Source organism: Bacillus cereus, from assembly GCF_002567495.1.
Taxonomy (GTDB): domain Bacteria; phylum Bacillota; class Bacilli; order Bacillales; family Bacillaceae_G; genus Bacillus_A; species Bacillus_A cereus_AQ.
This window is the reverse complement of sequence record NZ_NVAP01000054.1, coordinates 121474-138674: the sequence shown is the minus strand read 5'-3', so window position 1 is coordinate 138674 and position 17201 is coordinate 121474. Positions and strand designations below refer to the sequence as shown.

The following is a 17201-nucleotide window of genomic DNA, read 5'->3' as shown; positions in this document are numbered from 1 at the left end:
CTATTCGGGTTCACTTCAAACTATTTGTTCATACTGGGTGTTTTTATCCCATATTAACGGGGATGCCCCCGATTGATTACAATTTCACCTTATATTGTTGGAATATTTTTCTCATAATATTCTTCTGCAATTTCTTCGTAAAAAGCTGCAGATGTTGTATAGAAATATGGAATTAACCATAAGAATCCAATTCCTAATGTAATACAACTTAATATAAACCAACCAATAAAACTTAAACATAAAATGAAATACTCCATCTTATGTCCATCCATCATACGACGACTTTCTGTAATAGCTTGGTTCAGCGAATACTCAGGATGATCATTTATAATGAAATACGTCATTGCATAAGAAAATGATTTAATAATACCTGGAATAATGAACAATAGCGTCCATAAGAAAAGATAAAGATTTACTAATAAATATAATAAAAATGATTTTAGAAATCTCTTTCCCTCTGAAAACCAAATGAATACATTACCGATACTAGCTTGCTTTTCACGAAGGATATTTAAACCAAGGTAATATCCACCTAAAGTTAACGGTCCAGTAACAAAAAATGTAAGAATATTTATTGGAAGTGAACCATTTGTTTTTTGCCAACCAAAAATTAAAGAAAATCCCCAATCAACACTAAAATCAAAAGCTGTGATAAGAATTGAAATGAGTAGTGTAGCCCCGACAGCTAATCCCCATTTCCCTTCTAATGAATCTAGTGCTTCTCCTTTTAAATCACTAATCATACGTAGCCTCGCCTCCTATACACAATAATTCTATTAGTATAGCATGTTCCTATTGCAATTCGCCTTTTGAAATGTAGCGATAAAAGTGTGCTGTCGTTGTACTCATATACGGACTAAGCCAAAGAAATCCTATTCCAAAAGTAAGAAGCGCTAAAACAGCCCATCCTATGAAGCTCAGCCATAAAAGAAACAAATCTAACTTATGATCCTTCATAAGATTCTTACTCTCCTTCATCGCCTGCGAAACACTATATTCTGGATTTTCAATCATCACATAGTACGTCAGCGCATAAGAAAAATACATCACAATCATACCACCAATTGAAATTGCTAATAGTACGAAGAAAGCTATTGCAAATGACGTATTTCCTTCTTCACCTAACAATGCGAATAAGCCTATTAACAACATCGGAATCCATGTACCTGTATATAACAAAATCGCAAGCATTGCCCACATTGTTTTCATCATTCTTTTAAAGCCACGAAACCCTTCGAATAAGTGATCTACTTTAGCATCTTCTCGTTTACTAATCTGCAAAAATACATTCGTATAACCATATGATGTAATTCCATAAGATGCATTACTCAAAATTATCATAACGCAATAAAAAATCCCAAATGTAATACCTGCTCCAATTGACATCGTTTCCTTTTCAACTGATCCAGTTACGGTAACAACTAAGAAAAATATAATAATTCCTGGAATTAATAGTATAAGCATTGCAGCCATTGAAACGACATAACTTAAAATAAAATATAAAATCGTTGATCCAACACCTAGTCCCCATTTTCCCTTTAAAGAGTCCAACGCTTCTCGTTTCATTTCACCGATCATTGATTCATCCCCTTCATGAAATATAAATTGTTGTACACTTCTACTTATACAAGCATCAATATAATTATACCAGTTTTGTAAAATTATCCATAAAATTCACATAAAAAAATCCGTAAAGGCAAAGCCCTTACGGATTTTTTTATTTCATATCGGAAACGTTTAAACGGTTCACGGCACGTTGCAAGGCCATTTCTGCACGTTTAAAGTCAACATGTGCTTGTTTATCTTGCATACGTTGCTCAGCGCGACGCTTCGCTTCATTTGCGCGATGGATATCGATATGGTTTGCTTCTTCAGCAGATGATGATAATACAGTCACTTTATCTGGACGAACTTCGATAAAGCCACCGCTTACTGCTACATAATCAGTGTGTCCACCATTTTTCAGACGAACTGCACTAATTTTTAATGGTGCAACAGTTGGAATGTGACCTGGTAAGATCCCCATTTCCCCACTCTCTGCTTTTACACTTACCATTTCTACTTCTTTTTCGTAAACCGGTCCATCAGGAGTTACAATACTGACTGGAAATGTCTTCATACTTCGTCCCTCCTAAGGCCTTACGCCATCATTTTCTTCGCGTTTTCAATAACTTCTTCAATGCCACCAACTAAACGGAATGCATCTTCTGGAAGGTCATCATATTTTCCTTCTAGAATTTCTTTGAAACCACTAACTGTATTTTTTACAGGTACATAAGAACCTTTTTGACCTGTAAACTGCTCAGCTACGTGGAAGTTCTGAGATAAGAAGAATTGAATACGACGAGCACGATGTACAACTAACTTATCTTCTTCAGATAACTCATCCATACCTAAGATAGCGATGATATCTTGAAGCTCTTTGTAACGTTGTAAAGTTTGCTGTACTTGACGAGCTACTTCATAATGCTCTTCTCCTACGATTTCTGGAGAAAGTGCACGAGATGTAGATGCTAATGGATCTACGGCTGGGTAAATACCCATTTGTGTTAAACGACGCTCTAAGTTTGTTGTTGCATCTAAGTGAGCGAACGTTGTAGCTGGTGCTGGATCAGTATAGTCATCGGCTGGTACATATACCGCTTGGATAGACGTGATAGACCCTTTATTTGTAGATGTAATACGCTCTTGTAATTGACCCATTTCTGTTGCAAGTGTTGGTTGGTAACCTACCGCAGATGGCATACGACCAAGAAGGGCAGATACTTCAGAACCCGCTTGCGTGAAACGGAAGATGTTATCGATGAACAATAATACGTCTTGTCCTTGCTCATCACGGAAATGCTCAGCCATTGTTAAACCTGTTAATGCAACACGTTGACGTGCTCCAGGTGGCTCGTTCATTTGTCCGAATACCATCGCAGTTTTCTTGATTACGCCAGAATCGCTCATTTCGTGGTATAAGTCATTACCCTCACGAGTACGCTCACCTACACCAGCGAATACAGAGATACCACCGTGCTCTTGTGCGATGTTATTGATTAACTCCTGAATTAATACTGTTTTACCTACACCGGCACCACCGAATAGACCAATCTTACCACCCTTAATATAAGGAGCAAGTAAGTCTACTACTTTAATACCAGTTTCAAGAATTTCTACTTTAGTAGATAATTCTTCGAATGCAGGTGCTTGACGGTGAATTGGATCACGACGTACATCCGCAGGAACATCACCATCTAAGTCAATTGCATCACCTAATACGTTGAATACACGACCAAGTGTTGCATCACCAACTGGTACAGAGATTGCTTTACCAGTATCTTCTACTTCTGTGCCACGAACAAGTCCATCTGTGGAAGACATCGCAACTGTACGAACTGTGTCATCACCTAAATGAAGTGCAACTTCAAATGTTAAGTTAATGCTTGCTCCGTTTTCGTTGCTTTGTTTTACCGTAAGGGCGTTGTAGATTTCTGGTAGCTTTCCGCCATCAAACTTAACGTCTACAACCGGACCCATGATTTGCGTAACGCGCCCTTTATTCATCGGGTTCCCTCCTAGCTTTCTTTTAATTAGCCAGCTTTCTAAGAGAAGTCGGCTTTTAATTTTTTATTAGTTTAGCTTACGCGACTCTTTTGAAAGAGCCGCTTCCACTTTTTATTACTATTCTAACGCTGCTGCTCCACCAACGATTTCCGTAATTTCTTGCGTAATCGCTGCCTGACGCGCACGGTTGAATGAAAGTGTAAGTGAATCGATAACTTCCATTGCGTTGTCTGTAGCACTCTTCATTGCTGTCATACGCGCTGCGTGCTCACTTGCTTTACCATCTAGTAATGCACCGTACACTAAGCTTTCTGCGTATTGTGGCAATAGTACTTTTAAAATTTCTTCTTCAGAAGGTTCGAATTCATAAGCTGTCGTCGGTTTATCAGACGCCACATCAGTAAGCGGTAAAATTTTATTTTCCGTTACTTCTTGTGAAATTTTACTTACGTAATGGTTGTAGTAAATATACAGCTCATCATAAGCACCATCTGCAAACATCGCAATTGCTCGAGAAGCAAGATCTTTAATATCAGTAAATGATGGGTGGTCAGATAATCCAACTACTTCATCAATGATGTTAAAGCCGCGACGTTTTAAATAATCACGTCCTAGTCGTCCAAGCACAATAATTGAATATTGGTTTGAATCCATATTATGACGTTCACGAATTACGTTACTCACTGTACGTAATACGTTACTGTTATAACCACCTGCTAGTCCGCGATCAGATGTAATAACGATGTATCCTGTACGCTTTACAGGACGCGCATTTAGCATCGGATGATTAATCCCTTTGCTTCCTTGCGCAATGCTCGCTACTACTTCTTGAATCTTTTCCATATACGGAACGAAAGATTTAGCATTTTGTTCTGCACGATTTAACTTAGATGCAGATACCATCTCCATCGCTTTCGTAATTTGACTCGTCTTCTTTGTCGAGGTAATCTTCGCTTTTATATCGCGTAAAGATGCCACAGGTTTTCACCACCTTTTTTCCGGAAGTTGGCACGATTAGTAAGAATTCTCTTCCTAATCTACGTTGCAAGATATTCTTGCTCATGATTGAAGGAAAAGAATAGGTGCACCTACTCTTTTCCTTTACATAACCGTCAGCAATCTCAAAGCCTGAGATGCCTATATATATTATTATCTAGCTCCAGCGGCTTGAATGTTCGGTGGCTTCACTTCTTCCTACGAGGCAAAGACCGCCTCTTCGTCAGAAGCTCCATCCCCCTCACATTCAGGACGAGCCGCTTCCGCTTTTATTATTCAGAAGCTACGAATACTTTTTTAAATCCATTAATAGCTGCTGCAAATTTGTCGTCATCCGCAAGTTTCTTAGTTGTGCGGATTTCTTCTAATAAGTCAGTCGCATTAGAATCTAACCAAGCATGGAATTCTTCTTCGAAACGAGTGATATCTACTACTGGGATATCATCTAGGAATCCACGTGTTAAAGCATAAAGAATGATAACTTGTTTCTCTACACGTAACGGTTTGTGTAATCCTTGTTTTAATACCTCAACAGTACGAGCACCACGGTTTAATTTCGCTTGAGTTGCTTTATCAAGGTCAGAACCGAACTGAGCGAACGCTTCTAACTCACGGTAAGATGCAAGGTCAAGACGAAGTGTACCTGATACTTTACTCATTGCTTTAATCTGAGCAGATCCACCAACACGAGATACAGAAGTACCCGCATCGATCGCTGGACGTACGCCAGAGAAGAATAGGTCAGATTGTAAGAAGATTTGTCCATCCGTAATCGAGATTACGTTTGTTGGGATGTAAGCTGATACGTCCCCTGCTTGTGTTTCGATGAAAGGTAGTGCAGTTAAAGAACCGCCGCCTCTTGCATCACTTAATTTTGCTGCACGCTCTAATAAGCGAGAATGTAAGTAGAATACATCCCCTGGATATGCTTCACGACCTGGAGGACGACGTAATAGTAATGAAAGCTCACGGTAAGCCGCTGCTTGTTTTGATAAGTCATCATATACTACTAATACGTGTTTACCATTGTACATGAACTCTTCACCCATTGTTACACCAGCATAAGCCGCTAAGTATAATAATGGAGCTGGTTGAGAAGCTGATGCAGTTACAACGATTGTGTAATCTAATGCACCGTGCTTACGTAGTGTTTCTACTACGTTACGTACAGTTGACTCTTTTTGTCCGATAGCTACATAGATACAAATCATATCTTCATCTTTTTGGTTAATGATTGTATCAAGTGCAACTGCTGTTTTACCTGTTTGGCGGTCACCAATGATTAACTCACGTTGACCACGGCCAATTGGTACAAGAGCATCAATCGCTTTAATACCTGTTTGAAGTGGCTCATGAACAGATTTACGATCCATTACACCTGGTGCTGGGCTTTCGATTGGACGAGTGTTTGTTGTATTGATTGGGCCTAAACCATCAACTGGTTGACCTAATGGGTTTACAACACGACCGATTAGTTCTTTTCCTACTGGTACTTGCATGATGCGACCAGTACGACGAACTTCATCACCTTCACGGATTTCTGTGTAAGGTCCTAAAATAATGATACCTACGTTGTTTTCCTCTAAGTTTTGTGCTAGTCCCATAACGCCGTTAGAGAACTCTACAAGTTCACCAGCCATAACGTTATCAAGACCATGAGCACGCGCAATACCGTCACCAACTTGGATAACTGTACCAACATCACTCACTTCGATTTCAGACTGATAGTTCTCAATTTGTTGCTTTATCAGTGCGCTAATTTCTTCAGCTCTGATGCTCATGTGCTTCACCCCTATCTATTCTTCATTAATTCACGCTGAATACGTGCTAATTTGCCTTGTAAACTTCCGTCATAAATGCGATTTCCAATACGTACTTTAATACCGCCTAGTAAATCTTCATCTACAACATTTTTCACGCGAATTGCATCTTTTCCTGTTTTTTTTGCAAATGCTTCTGCAATGTTAAGCTTCTCTTCTTCCGATAGAAGACGAATAGAATATACAGTTGCATCCGCTACGTTACGTTCTTCATTAGCAAGAACAACATATTCATCTGCAATTTCAGGTAAGATATCAATACGCTTGTTATCAATTAAAATATATAACGTATTTAAAATAGATTCAGAAACAGATCCGAATACGTTTGCAAGAAACGTTTTCTTCTGCTCTTTTGAAATGTTCGGTTGCGTTAAAAAGCTATGTAGTTCTCCGTTCTTTACATAAACGTTTTGTACAAGGCGTAATTCCTCTTCAAACATTTCTAATACGTGTTTTTCTTTTGCAATTTTAAAAAGAGCGACAGCATAACGTTTTGCTACAATCCCATTGCTCATCGCGCTTCTCCTACTTCTTTAATATAATCGCGAATTAACTTAACTTGATCTTCTTCTTTTAATTCTTTTTCAATTACTTTAGAAGCAATTTGAACAGATAAAGAAGCGACTTGTTCTTGTAAAGCAGCAATCGCTTGCTCTTTTTCGCGTTGAATTTCTTGTACAGCAGATGCTTTAATTGATTCTGCTTCTTCTTTCGCAGCAGCAACAATAACATCTTTTTGATCTACAGCTTGTTTTTTCGCTCTTTCGATTAACTCTTGTGCTTCAACACGTGATTGTTTTAACATTTCACGTTGTTCTTCTACTAACTTCTTCGCTTCAGCGTTACTTCTTTCTGCAGCGTCGATTTCATTAGTAACATGCTCTTCACGTTCTTTCATAATTCCCATTAAAGGACCCCACGCAAATTTGCGTAGCATTACTAATAGAATTAAGAAAATGAACAATGTATAAGCAATCGTTCCAAATGGAATGGAAGCTCCTAATAATAAAGTTGGCACAAGGATTCACTCCCTTCAAAATATCTAAATTGATCATATGAAAAAAAAAGACATACGTTTCGTTCATAAAGCAATGGCGAAGAAAGTTCGAAAAAACACTCTTCGCCATCTATGTAAGGGGAGTCTCCCTTATTTGTTCATTACGATGAATGCAATAACTACACCGATGATTGGAAGTGCCTCAACTAAAGCAACCCCGATGAACATAATTGTTTGAAGTGCGCCTTTTAATTCTGGTTGACGAGCAACACCTTCGATTGTACGTGATACGATAAGACCGTTACCAATACCTGCACCTAATGCTGATAAACCAATTGCAATTGCAGCTGCGATTACACCTAAACTCATTTAATTTGTCCTCCTTTGTATTATAAAAAAATAAATTTTTTCTTACTTAAATTATATTAATGGTCATGGCTTACTTTATGAGCCATATAAACCATCGTTAACATAACAAAAATAAATGCTTGGATTGATCCAACGAATACACTGAATCCCATCCATGCTAACATTGGTACAAGCGCACCTAATGCCCCAAGGACTGATGCTCCGCCCAACTTAGCAAGTAATCCTAATAAGATCTCACCTGCATAAATGTTACCAAATAAACGAAGACCTAACGTTAATGTGTTAGCAAACTCCTCAATAACCTTTAATGGGAATAAGAATTTCATAGGTTGGAAATAACCTTTTACGTATTCTTTCGTACCCTTCATCTTAATTCCATAATAATGGGTGAGGGTAACTACCATCACGGCTAATGTTAATGTAACTGCTGGATCAGACGTTGGTGATCTCCACCATGCAATATGTTCGCCAGCTTCAGTTGCTGAATACATGAATGGTAAACCAAGGAAGTTCGATACGATGATAAACATGATAAGCGTAACGCCAAGCGTTAAGAAACGTCCACCTGTTTTCCAGTCCATCGTACTATTGATAATCCCTTTCACGAAGTCAAACACCCATTCCATGAAGTTTTGCATCCCGGTTGGGCGAAGAGCTAAGCTGCGAGTTCCGATAACAGCGATTAAGAAAACAATAACTGCTGCTACAGTAACCATCATAACTGATGACAAATCGAACGTTAAACCTAGAAATTCAACTAATTTACCGTGTTCCACTAGTAATTCACCTCTCTTCCCTGCTCTTATACTCTAAATAAAGAAAATCTATGATCATGACAAGGTATCCTGTCAGCAATCCTACACCTAAGCCCCACATCGCAATTAACTCTTGATATTTGGCTGCAAATAAAATTAATAACCCAATCGTGGCGAATCTTGAATATGTACTTACAGCTGTCGCCTTAAACTTCACGTTTTCTCCATTTGTTACGCGATCTAACAGCTTGTCTGTTCTACGTGCAATGATGCGCAAACTAAGAAAACTGAAAATCGTTCCGATAATCAGCCCAAGAAATACATCCTTGTAAGAGGTAAATCCCCATCCTAGCACTAGAAGCGCAAGCAAGTAGTACATATATTTCTTTTGTCTTTGGACAAGTCCATGTACGTCTATCATCATTGCTCTCCCGAATAGTAATGTCGAATGAGTCGAATCATTGCGTATACCCCTGTTCCTAACCCGAGTAATAACCCTATAATAAGAAACAATGGAAACGTTCCAACCTTATTATCAATCCACTGCCCACCAAAGATTCCAACAAGTATAGAACCAACTAACTGAGCAAGAATTCCTGACATTAAAGCATATGCTTTTATATGGCTGCGATCGTTTTTTTGCAAGGATTCATCCCTCCAATATGTAACCCTCATTCACGATGTGTTAATAATAACTCATTTTTTTGCATAAATCCTATACAAAACAAAAAGTTTACATTTTCGTCACGGAATAGATGTAATTTTGTCACTGAAAGCCCTACCATCTATCCCCGTTGTTAGCATACAATAGGGTATTAACAGTGTCAACGAGAAATCGTAAAAAATCTAAAAATTTGAGTATTAGGCATTTCCTCCCAAAAATGAAAACGTTCCCCTTCTAAATACTGGTTAGATATATGCAATTTCTAACAGTTTTCTCTTTATAATAGAAGGAAATGTTCACAAGTTTGTCACTATTATATTTTCGAGATATAACGCTTTTCTTCCATAATATAGTGTTCCTCAGACGTAAGACTTCTATATTATATGTGATGTGTATGCAACTTATGTTGTATATACGATGTATATTTATCCTCCCCCTCCCCTACTTGCTTACAGCAAAAAAAGACGAGCCGGGGAATCCCCCCTGCTCGTCAGTTGTCTTACTTCGTTCCGAATAAACGGTCACCAGCATCACCAAGACCTGGTACTACATATCCGTGGTCATTTAATTTCTCATCTAATGCTGCTACATAAATATCAACATCAGGATGTTCTTCTTGCACTACTTTTACCCCTTCTGGAGCTGCAACGATACACATTAATTTAATTTGTTTCGCACCGCGCTTTTTCAGAGAGTTAATTGCTTCAGCTGCAGAACCACCTGTTGCTAGCATCGGATCTAGTACGATAAAGTCACGCTCTTCTACATCCGTTGGAAGTTTCACATAGTATTCTACCGGTTGCAATGTTTCAGGGTCACGGTATAAACCAACGTGTCCTACTTTTGCTGCTGGAATTAATTTCAGAATTCCATCAACCATTCCTAAACCTGCACGTAAAATCGGAATTAAACCAAGTTTTTTACCAGCGATCACTTTTGTTGTCGCTTTGCTTACAGGCGTTTCAATTTCAATGTCTTTAAGTGGAAGGTCGCGAGTAATTTCGAAAGCCATTAAACTTGCTACTTCGTCCACTAATTCACGAAAATCTTTCGTACCTGTATTCTTATCGCGAATATATGTAATCTTATGTTGAATTAACGGGTGATCAAATACATACAGTTTTCCCATGTGAATCTCTCCTTTAGATGATATTCATGCGTTTGCACGCTTTTTTACACTATTTACGATTGTAAAGAAAACGCTACTAATATTCAAGGGCAAATTTGGCAAAATCATCATTTTACGATGAATCTATCTAGTATCTTTACCAATTATGGGAGCTGTATCCTTCATTATATCGCCAAAATTTATTCATCATTTGTATACATACTTTAAAAATAATATATGTCCACAAAAAAGACTGCCAAAACAATTACGTTTCAGCAGTCTTCTTCAATCTATTATAGATTTGGATACATTGAGAATTTGCTCGTTAACGCTTCTACACGCTTACGTGCTTCTTCTAATGCAGCTTCATTTTCATGATTTTTTAATGTATAAGCAATAAGTGACGCAATTTCATCCATTTCTTCTAAACCGAAACCACGAGATGTTACAGCTGCTGTACCGATACGTACACCACTTGTTACAAATGGGCTTGCTGTTTCAAATGGAATTGTATTTTTGTTCACTGTAATACCAACTTCATCTAATACGTGCTCTGCTAATTTACCTGTGATTTCTAGGTTACGAACATCAATCAAGATTAAGTGATTGTCTGTTCCGCCAGAAACAAGTGTAAGTCCTTCTTTTTGAAGACCTTCAGCTAAGCGGTTCGCATTGTTAATAATATTTTGTGCATACGTTTTGAAATCCTCTTGAAGTGTTTCACCAAATGCAACAGCTTTTGCAGCGATTACGTGCATAAGTGGACCACCTTGAATACCAGGGAAGATTGATTTATCAATTTGTTTTGCAAACTTCTCTTCACATAAAATCATACCACCGCGCGGACCACGTAATGTTTTATGTGTTGTTGTTGTAACGAAATGTGCATGTGGCACTGGATTTGGATGTAAACCAGCCGCTACTAAACCAGCGATATGTGCCATATCAACCATTAAGTATGCGCCCACTTCATCTGCAATCTCACGGAATCGTTTGAAATCGATAACACGAGGGTACGCACTTGCACCTGCAACGATTAATTTTGGTTTATGTTCTTTCGCTTTTGCTAATACATCATCGTAATTAATACGGTGAGATTCAGCATCCACGCCATATTCTACGAAATTATATTGTACTCCACTGAAGTTAACAGGGCTTCCGTGTGTTAAGTGACCACCATGAGATAAATTCATACCAAGTACGGTATCGCCTTGCTCTAAAATCGTGAAGTATACTGCCATGTTCGCTTGTGCACCAGAATGCGGTTGAACATTTACGTGCTCTGCACCAAAAATTTCTTTTACGCGGTCACGTGCGATATCTTCTACTACGTCTACGTGTTCACAACCACCATAGTAACGTTTTCCAGGATATCCTTCAGCATACTTATTCGTTAAAACAGAACCTTGCGCTTCCATTACTGCTTCACTTACGAAGTTCTCCGAAGCAATTAATTCAATCTTTGAACGCTGTCTTCCTAGTTCTGCCTCAATTGCAGCAAATACCTTTTCATCTTGACGTTTTAAATGATCCACCAAAATCCCCCTTTTCTGAACGAATTACATCGATTCCCAACAGTTTTTTCTTATTTATTCAGAAAAAACGAAAATTCAGGTTGTAATTCTTTCGAACCTTCATGTTTTCAACTACATTCTAACATGACTTTCTATATCATAAAAGAAAAAAAAGACCGAAAATCGGTCTTTTCTTTCTTCTATGATAAAGTCAGACAACATACCTTATTCGTAGGATACAATGAAATTTTAACGGCAAGTGATAGTCTCTTCAGCCACCGCATAAACAGCACGCGCTCCACCAATTAGTTTTCCACGTGTTGTTGCCATCGTTACATGCGCACTTCCAATTTCCTTCACACTTGTACGAACCGGAACAGCTACATGCTTTAAATGCATACCGATAAATGTATCACCAATATCCATTCCTGCATCTGCTTTAATAAACTCAATTACTACCGGATCTTTCAAATTGTGATAAGCATATGTTGCTAATGCACCACCTGCTGATCTAACAGGCGTAACTGTTACAATTTCAAATTGATATTTCATCGCCAACTCTCTCTCAACTACTAAAGCACGGTTTAAATGCTCACAACATTGAAACGCCAATTCAATACCTGTTTGCCCTTGAAATTGTTTTAACTCAGAAAAAATCGCCTCTGCTACTTCCATCGTTCCTGATGTTCCAATTCTTTCACCTAGCACTTCGCTCGTGCTACACCCCACTACAAAAATTTGACCACTTTGCAGCGTGGCTTGTTCTTGGAAATCAGAAAGTGACATTTGTAGCTGTTCCCTTACCTTTACGATTTCTGTCATTACGCCTCTTCCTTTCACAGGTTGGTTCACCAAATTATATTTCGCACTACTTCCAGTTAGAATCTATTACTTTGTTTCGTATGTTTTAATTTTTCCTACGCGGTTTTCGTGACGGCCACCTTCATAGTCAGTTGTTAACCAAATTTTCGCGATATCACGCGCTAGACCAGCACCAATTACACGCTCTCCCATTGCTAGCATGTTAGTGTCATTATGCTCTCTCGTTGCTTTCGCACTGAAAGTATCATGAACTAACGCACAACGAATACCATTTACTTTGTTTGCCGCGATTGACATACCAATGCCTGTCCCACAAACTAAAATACCACGATCCACTTCACCATTTGCTACCATTTCCGCTGCTGGAAATGCAAAATCAGGGTAATCAACAGAACCAGCTTCACATTCACAACCTAAATCAATATATTCAATATTTAATTCTTCTAATAAACTTACAAGTTCTTTGCGGATATTCATACCGCCGTGATCAGATGCTACTACTACTTTCATTTTTACCCCTCCAAAGTTTCAATCAATTATCTTCATTTCACACTCGCTACCTCAATAGGACGAAGTGATCTCCAATATCGTATTATACACGAAACATCAACCTTCTGAATGTTTTTTCAGTAAAGTTTGTACAAGTTTTTCCATCTCATCTAACGTTTCTTTATAAATAGAAAGAGAGCCTCCAAATGGATCTGAAATGTCCTTGCCTATACCTTCAGTTAATCCATATAATGTATTCAATTTCTTTTCAACACTCGGATAATGCCCAAGTACAATTTGTTTATGATTTTCTGTCATCGTTACGACAATATCAGCCCAATCAAGCAAAGTTTCGTTTACCTGCTGCGCGGCATGATCAATTGAAATTCCTTTTTCAGCTAAAGCTTCCTTCGCATGTACCGATGCATTGCTCCCAGGATAGGCAAAAACACCAGCAGATTGCACTTCAAACTTATCTCCTCCGTGATGACGAAGCAACGCCTCAGCCATGGGACTACGACATGTATTGCCAGTACAAACAAATAACACTCGTTTCATCTAAACCCACCCCTATATTCGCTTTCTTATCACTCATCATAACTTACATTAGAATAGAACAAAAGAAATGTGAATATACAAAAGGCGCACTTCTCTTATATTTTTTCTAAGAAAAATGCGCCTTATCCACATATATGTGAAACCCTATTTCCAAGTGCCTAGAGTATTTTAACATACCTACTAAACATACAACAAAAATAAGGAATCCATTTCATACGAAACGGATTCCTCTTATACAACAATTATTTCATTGTAACTTTCATTACTTCTGTTGAACCTTTTGTAGCTGTTACGCCTACAGTTGTCTTAATAGACTCAGCTGCATCTGTGTTTGTAATAACGATTGGAGTAATTGTGCTTTTCGCTTTTTCACGGATTAATTCTAAGTCGAATGAGATTAATTTATCTCCAGCTTTTACAGCTTGACCTTCAGAAACGTGAGCTTCGAAACCTTCGCCTTCCATTTTTACAGTTTCTAATCCAACGTGAATTAAAATTTCTGTACCGTTTTTCGCTTTAATTCCGATAGCATGTTTTGTGTGGAATAATTGTACGATTTCACCATCAACTGGAGATACAACTACACCTTCAGTAGGATCGATTGCAACACCGTCACCCATCATACGACCAGCGAATACTGGATCTGGTACTTCTTCAATATTTTTCACTGCTCCAGTTAATGGAGCTACGATTGTTTCTTCATTTGTTTTTGAACCAAGACCGAATAATTTTTTAAACATAGGATAGTCCTCCTTATAATTTACCTAAAAGTTTATAGGGCAATCCCTAGTAAAGCTCGGGATACATGTAAGACTTCATACTTCGAATATTATACTGTAAAAACGCTTTCGAAATAAATTACGTCGTTACTAATAGACTCTTATTGTAGCGCTTCACAAAATTCCAGTCAATTCTGATTGTCTGAATAACAATAAGAAGTTAACTTCTATTTATATTTTCTCTTTTTTTGCCCAACTTGTCTAGAGGTCTTTACTACATTTTGTTTTTTGTTGTTAATTTGTAAAATTTAATTCAAACTTTTTTCAAAATCCACTTGACTAAAGTAAGTAACTATTTTATCATTACTTACATAAGGTAAGTTAATAACTTTTAGGAGGTTTTCAAAAATGATGGATTTCGGTCTTCTTATTATTCGTCTTATTATAGGAATTACATTCATGGGTCATGGCGCTCAAAAATTATTTGGTTGGTTCGGCGGTTACGGTTTAAAAGGAACAGGTGGCTGGATGGAGTCAATCGGTTTACGTCCTGGTGTATTTATGGCATTTATGGCTGGCGCAACTGAATTACTAGGTGGTTTCTTATTTGCATCAGGTATTTTCATTGTAGTCGGTTCATTATTTATCGTTGGAACAATGTTAATGGCTATCTTCACTGTTCACGGAAAAAATGGTTACTGGGTGACACAAAACGGATACGAATATAACTTAATGTTAATTGCTGTTGCTGTTGGTGTAGCTTTAATCGGACCTGGCGCATACGTTTTACTTTAATTAACATTTAAATTTTAATATGCTCGTTAAAATCTGCATCCCCCAAGAAATCATCTTGGGGGATTTCAGTATTGCTTTAATCTATCATTTTTTTCACTAGGAAAATCCAATACTTTTCATTGAGGAGATTTTTAAATTCCAACTCATAGGACAACCCCCAATCACACTTAAAAACCAAACATATGCTACAAGTATTAAATATAATAAGGGGGAAAATCTTATGAAAAACTACGATAAAAAACTTCTAGAAGATGAAATGGATCCAACTAACGAAAATGATAATGAAAGCAAAGTAAAAGCGAAGGCCAAAAACAAAAATAAGAATAAAAACAATAATAATCTTGCGAATCAAGGTGGACAAGCTGGACTCGAATTGACAGCGACTGGTGGTGGACAAATTAGTGGAAAAGCTGGAACAAACGTAAGTCAAGGTGGACAAATTGCTAAAAAAGGCGGACAGAATGCGAATCAAATGGGACAAGTTGCTAGAGAGGATAGTGAAAACATAATCAAAAGAAGCGAATTCGAAGCTGGTGTTGCCGACAGCGAAGAAAGCGCTGATGAAAACATCTCAACACCGGCGGAAGATGAGCTTTAAGCTGAGCAGAAAAAAAGATAGGAGCGAACATTCTTATGGCGAACCGTCATTCTCAAAAATATAAAAACACTAACACAGAAAAAACAGAAGCAACCTCCTCCTTCAAACTCAGCAAAGATGATCTTCCAATTGAAATTCACATCCACGTCAACATTTACAACTACAATGATAACAACAATAATCTTGCAAATCAGGGTGGAAAAGCTGGATTTACAATAACAGCGGATCGAAATGGGCAAATTAGCGGAAACGCCGGCTCAAACGCCAATCAAGGTGGACAAATCGCTAAGAAAGGCGGACAAAACACAAGGCAAACAGGACAAGCTTCTAAAGAAAAGGGCGAAAATGAAATGCAAGAATCGCGTCCTACACTTTTTTTACCACCATTCTCTTAATTGGCATCCTACTGATGAAGTTTTCACTTTGTCTTAATTCCATGATTGTTTGTCATTTATAAATTAAATCTTTATTTAGCATATAAATGGCAAACATATTTTTATCGCATCAAAATAGTAATATTAATTTTTCTCAACGTACGAATTCTTTTTAACTCATTTACAAAAATGTTAAAAAAATATTTGTCCAGCAGGATTTTCCCACCGATATCTTGTAAACAAACAATAAGTATTCATATTTAGAAAGGGGATTACAAGCATGTTATCCATTAATCCAAATGAACAAACTGAAAAAGATAATTACAAATTACTTACCGGGAGTATTATCCCTCGCCCTGTCGCATTCGTTACTTCTGTGACAAAAGAAGGCGTATTAAACGGCGCACCGTATAGTTATTTCAATATCGTTGCTGCAAACCCACCACTTATCTCAGTTTCCGTACAACGGAAAGAAGGAGAGCGAAAGGACACTTCTCGAAACGCAATTGAAAAAGGAGAATTTGTCGTACATATTTCTGATGAATCATATGTAGCAGCAATTAACGAAACAGCAGCTAATCTCCCGCCAAATGAAAGTGAAATTGAACTAGCAAAACTAACACCAATTGAAAGTGAAGTCATCTCCGTTCCAGGTGTAAAAGAAGCAAATATTCGAATGGAATGCGTATTAGAACGTGCAATTCCACTTGGCGGAACGGAAGACTCACCAGCTTGTGATCTACTAATTGGACGCATCGTTCGTTTCCACGTTGCCGAACATCTATATGAAAAAGGACGCATTCACGCAGAAGGACTCCAACCAGTAAGCCGCCTAGCAGGACACAACTACGCAAAACTAGGAGAACAATTTGAATTAGTGAGGCCAGTTTAAAAGCGGAAGCGGCTCGTTTAGAATGTGAGGAGGATGGAGCTTCTGACGTAGAGGCGCTTTTTGCCTCGCAGGAAGACGCGAAGCCACCGACCATTCTAGCCGCTGAAGCTGGATATATAAAAAGTGGAAGCGGCTCGTTCATCTCCATCACTCAAACATAAAATCCCCTGCTTTTTAGCAGG

Annotated in this window: 23 protein-coding genes; 4 read left to right on the top strand and 19 right to left on the bottom strand. The window is 38.0% G+C overall.

Going from position 1 to position 17201, the window contains the following annotated elements; genetic code table 11:
* Positions 1–89: 89 nt before the first annotated feature.
* The 19 genes from COK05_RS26210 to COK05_RS26115 form a co-directional block, all read right to left on the bottom strand.
* On the bottom strand, positions 90–743 hold the full coding sequence (locus tag COK05_RS26210; RefSeq protein WP_098614870.1) for a DUF975 family protein: 654 nt from the start codon (positions 741–743) through the stop codon (positions 90–92).
* A 49-nt stretch (positions 744–792) separates the two neighbouring features.
* A complete protein-coding gene (locus COK05_RS26205) occupies positions 793–1578 on the bottom strand; it encodes a DUF975 family protein (protein WP_098614869.1) in 786 nt (261 codons plus the stop codon).
* A gap of 139 nt (positions 1579–1717) precedes the next feature.
* The gene (gene atpC, locus COK05_RS26200; protein ID WP_000847214.1) at positions 1718–2119 is read right to left on the bottom strand and encodes a F0F1 ATP synthase subunit epsilon; all 402 of its coding nucleotides are present in this window, start codon (positions 2117–2119) and stop codon (positions 1718–1720) included.
* Between the two features lie 20 nt (positions 2120–2139).
* A complete protein-coding gene (gene atpD / locus COK05_RS26195; protein WP_001032589.1) occupies positions 2140–3549 on the bottom strand; it encodes a F0F1 ATP synthase subunit beta in 1410 nt (469 codons plus the stop codon).
* A 117-nt stretch (positions 3550–3666) separates the two neighbouring features.
* On the bottom strand, positions 3667–4527 hold the full coding sequence (gene atpG, locus COK05_RS26190) for a F0F1 ATP synthase subunit gamma (RefSeq protein WP_000157703.1): 861 nt from the start codon (positions 4525–4527) through the stop codon (positions 3667–3669).
* Between the two features lie 290 nt (positions 4528–4817).
* On the bottom strand, positions 4818–6326 hold the full coding sequence (gene atpA, locus COK05_RS26185) for a F0F1 ATP synthase subunit alpha (RefSeq protein ID WP_000027511.1): 1509 nt from the start codon (positions 6324–6326) through the stop codon (positions 4818–4820).
* A gap of 11 nt (positions 6327–6337) precedes the next feature.
* Positions 6338–6880 (bottom strand): F0F1 ATP synthase subunit delta, encoded by a 543-nt coding sequence (gene atpH, locus COK05_RS26180; RefSeq protein ID WP_098614868.1) that lies wholly within the window; start codon positions 6878–6880, stop codon positions 6338–6340.
* Positions 6877–7383 carry a F0F1 ATP synthase subunit B gene (gene atpF, locus COK05_RS26175; protein ID WP_001142622.1) on the bottom strand — a complete coding sequence of 169 codons (507 nt, stop codon included), beginning with the start codon at positions 7381–7383 and terminating at the stop codon, positions 6877–6879. The genes atpH and atpF overlap by 4 nt, the downstream gene beginning before the upstream one ends.
* 129 nt (positions 7384–7512) lie before the next feature.
* Complete coding sequence (gene atpE, locus COK05_RS26170; protein WP_000052064.1) at positions 7513–7731, bottom strand: F0F1 ATP synthase subunit C; 219 nt, start codon at positions 7729–7731, stop codon at positions 7513–7515.
* A 56-nt stretch (positions 7732–7787) separates the two neighbouring features.
* A complete protein-coding gene (gene atpB / locus COK05_RS26165; RefSeq protein ID WP_000399871.1) occupies positions 7788–8507 on the bottom strand; it encodes a F0F1 ATP synthase subunit A in 720 nt (239 codons plus the stop codon).
* A gap of 7 nt (positions 8508–8514) precedes the next feature.
* Entirely contained in the window at positions 8515–8907 is a 393-nt protein-coding gene (locus COK05_RS26160) for an ATP synthase subunit I (RefSeq protein ID WP_000567600.1), read from the bottom strand.
* Positions 8907–9131, bottom strand: a complete 225-nt coding sequence (locus tag COK05_RS26155; RefSeq protein WP_001171223.1) for an AtpZ/AtpI family protein — start codon at positions 9129–9131, stop codon at positions 8907–8909. The genes COK05_RS26160 and COK05_RS26155 overlap by 1 nt, the downstream gene beginning before the upstream one ends.
* A gap of 26 nt (positions 9132–9157) precedes the next feature.
* Positions 9158–9271 (bottom strand): DUF4024 domain-containing protein, encoded by a 114-nt coding sequence (locus COK05_RS26150; protein ID WP_000232962.1) that lies wholly within the window; start codon positions 9269–9271, stop codon positions 9158–9160.
* 378 nt (positions 9272–9649) lie between these two features.
* Positions 9650–10279: a uracil phosphoribosyltransferase gene (upp, locus tag COK05_RS26145; protein ID WP_000517536.1), complete on the bottom strand. Its 630-nt coding sequence runs from the start codon at positions 10277–10279 to the stop codon at positions 9650–9652.
* Positions 10280–10551: 272 nt separating this feature from the next.
* Positions 10552–11793 (bottom strand): serine hydroxymethyltransferase, encoded by a 1242-nt coding sequence (glyA, locus tag COK05_RS26140; RefSeq protein WP_141539260.1) that lies wholly within the window; start codon positions 11791–11793, stop codon positions 10552–10554.
* A gap of 228 nt (positions 11794–12021) precedes the next feature.
* On the bottom strand, positions 12022–12594 hold the full coding sequence (locus COK05_RS26135; RefSeq protein WP_098614866.1) for a TIGR01440 family protein: 573 nt from the start codon (positions 12592–12594) through the stop codon (positions 12022–12024).
* 66 nt (positions 12595–12660) lie between these two features.
* A complete protein-coding gene (gene rpiB, locus COK05_RS26130; protein ID WP_000869917.1) occupies positions 12661–13104 on the bottom strand; it encodes a ribose 5-phosphate isomerase B in 444 nt (147 codons plus the stop codon).
* A 96-nt stretch (positions 13105–13200) separates the two neighbouring features.
* Positions 13201–13641 carry a low molecular weight protein arginine phosphatase gene (locus tag COK05_RS26125; RefSeq protein WP_098614865.1) on the bottom strand — a complete coding sequence of 147 codons (441 nt, stop codon included), beginning with the start codon at positions 13639–13641 and terminating at the stop codon, positions 13201–13203.
* A gap of 242 nt (positions 13642–13883) precedes the next feature.
* Positions 13884–14381 carry a PTS sugar transporter subunit IIA gene (locus tag COK05_RS26115; RefSeq protein ID WP_000473666.1) on the bottom strand — a complete coding sequence of 166 codons (498 nt, stop codon included), beginning with the start codon at positions 14379–14381 and terminating at the stop codon, positions 13884–13886.
* A 387-nt stretch (positions 14382–14768) separates the two neighbouring features.
* Between COK05_RS26115 and COK05_RS26110 the strand changes: the two genes are divergently transcribed.
* The 4 genes from COK05_RS26110 (at position 14769) to COK05_RS26095 (ending at position 17019) form a co-directional block, all read left to right on the top strand.
* Positions 14769–15155: a DoxX family protein gene (locus COK05_RS26110; RefSeq protein WP_000968616.1), complete on the top strand. Its 387-nt coding sequence runs from the start codon at positions 14769–14771 to the stop codon at positions 15153–15155.
* Between the two features lie 220 nt (positions 15156–15375).
* Complete coding sequence (locus COK05_RS26105; protein WP_098614864.1) at positions 15376–15753, top strand: hypothetical protein; 378 nt, start codon at positions 15376–15378, stop codon at positions 15751–15753.
* Positions 15754–15788: 35 nt separating this feature from the next.
* On the top strand, positions 15789–16148 hold the full coding sequence (locus COK05_RS26100; RefSeq protein WP_098614863.1) for a hypothetical protein: 360 nt from the start codon (positions 15789–15791) through the stop codon (positions 16146–16148).
* Between the two features lie 259 nt (positions 16149–16407).
* Positions 16408–17019, top strand: a complete 612-nt coding sequence (locus COK05_RS26095; RefSeq protein ID WP_098614862.1) for a flavin reductase family protein — start codon at positions 16408–16410, stop codon at positions 17017–17019.
* Positions 17020–17201: the final 182 nt, after the last annotated feature.

Bases quoted from the DNA above. Each gene is read 5' to 3' on its own strand.
- COK05_RS26210 (WP_098614870.1), bottom strand. From the start codon at position 743: ATGATTAGTGATTTAAAAGGAGAAGCACTAGATTCATTAGAAGGGAAA.
- COK05_RS26205 (WP_098614869.1), bottom strand. From the start codon at position 1,578: ATGATCGGTGAAATGAAACGAGAAGCGTTGGACTCTTTAAAGGGAAAA.
- atpC (WP_000847214.1), bottom strand. From the start codon at position 2,119: ATGAAGACATTTCCAGTCAGTATTGTAACTCCTGATGGACCGGTTTAC.
- atpD (WP_001032589.1), bottom strand. From the start codon at position 3,549: ATGAATAAAGGGCGCGTTACGCAAATCATGGGTCCGGTTGTAGACGTT.
- atpA (WP_000027511.1), bottom strand. From the start codon at position 6,326: ATGAGCATCAGAGCTGAAGAAATTAGCGCACTGATAAAGCAACAAATT.
- atpH (WP_098614868.1), bottom strand. From the start codon at position 6,880: ATGAGCAATGGGATTGTAGCAAAACGTTATGCTGTCGCTCTTTTTAAA.
- atpE (WP_000052064.1), bottom strand. From the start codon at position 7,731: ATGAGTTTAGGTGTAATCGCAGCTGCAATTGCAATTGGTTTATCAGCA.
- COK05_RS26160 (WP_000567600.1), bottom strand. From the start codon at position 8,907: ATGATAGACGTACATGGACTTGTCCAAAGACAAAAGAAATATATGTAC.
- COK05_RS26150 (WP_000232962.1), bottom strand. From the start codon at position 9,271: ATGGTAGGGCTTTCAGTGACAAAATTACATCTATTCCGTGACGAAAAT.
- upp (WP_000517536.1), bottom strand. From the start codon at position 10,279: ATGGGAAAACTGTATGTATTTGATCACCCGTTAATTCAACATAAGATT.
- COK05_RS26135 (WP_098614866.1), bottom strand. From the start codon at position 12,594: ATGACAGAAATCGTAAAGGTAAGGGAACAGCTACAAATGTCACTTTCT.
- rpiB (WP_000869917.1), bottom strand. From the start codon at position 13,104: ATGAAAGTAGTAGTAGCATCTGATCACGGCGGTATGAATATCCGCAAA.
- COK05_RS26125 (WP_098614865.1), bottom strand. From the start codon at position 13,641: ATGAAACGAGTGTTATTTGTTTGTACTGGCAATACATGTCGTAGTCCC.
- COK05_RS26115 (WP_000473666.1), bottom strand. From the start codon at position 14,381: ATGTTTAAAAAATTATTCGGTCTTGGTTCAAAAACAAATGAAGAAACA.
- COK05_RS26110 (WP_000968616.1), top strand. From the start codon at position 14,769: ATGATGGATTTCGGTCTTCTTATTATTCGTCTTATTATAGGAATTACA.
- COK05_RS26105 (WP_098614864.1), top strand. From the start codon at position 15,376: ATGAAAAACTACGATAAAAAACTTCTAGAAGATGAAATGGATCCAACT.
- COK05_RS26100 (WP_098614863.1), top strand. From the start codon at position 15,789: ATGGCGAACCGTCATTCTCAAAAATATAAAAACACTAACACAGAAAAA.
- COK05_RS26095 (WP_098614862.1), top strand. From the start codon at position 16,408: ATGTTATCCATTAATCCAAATGAACAAACTGAAAAAGATAATTACAAA.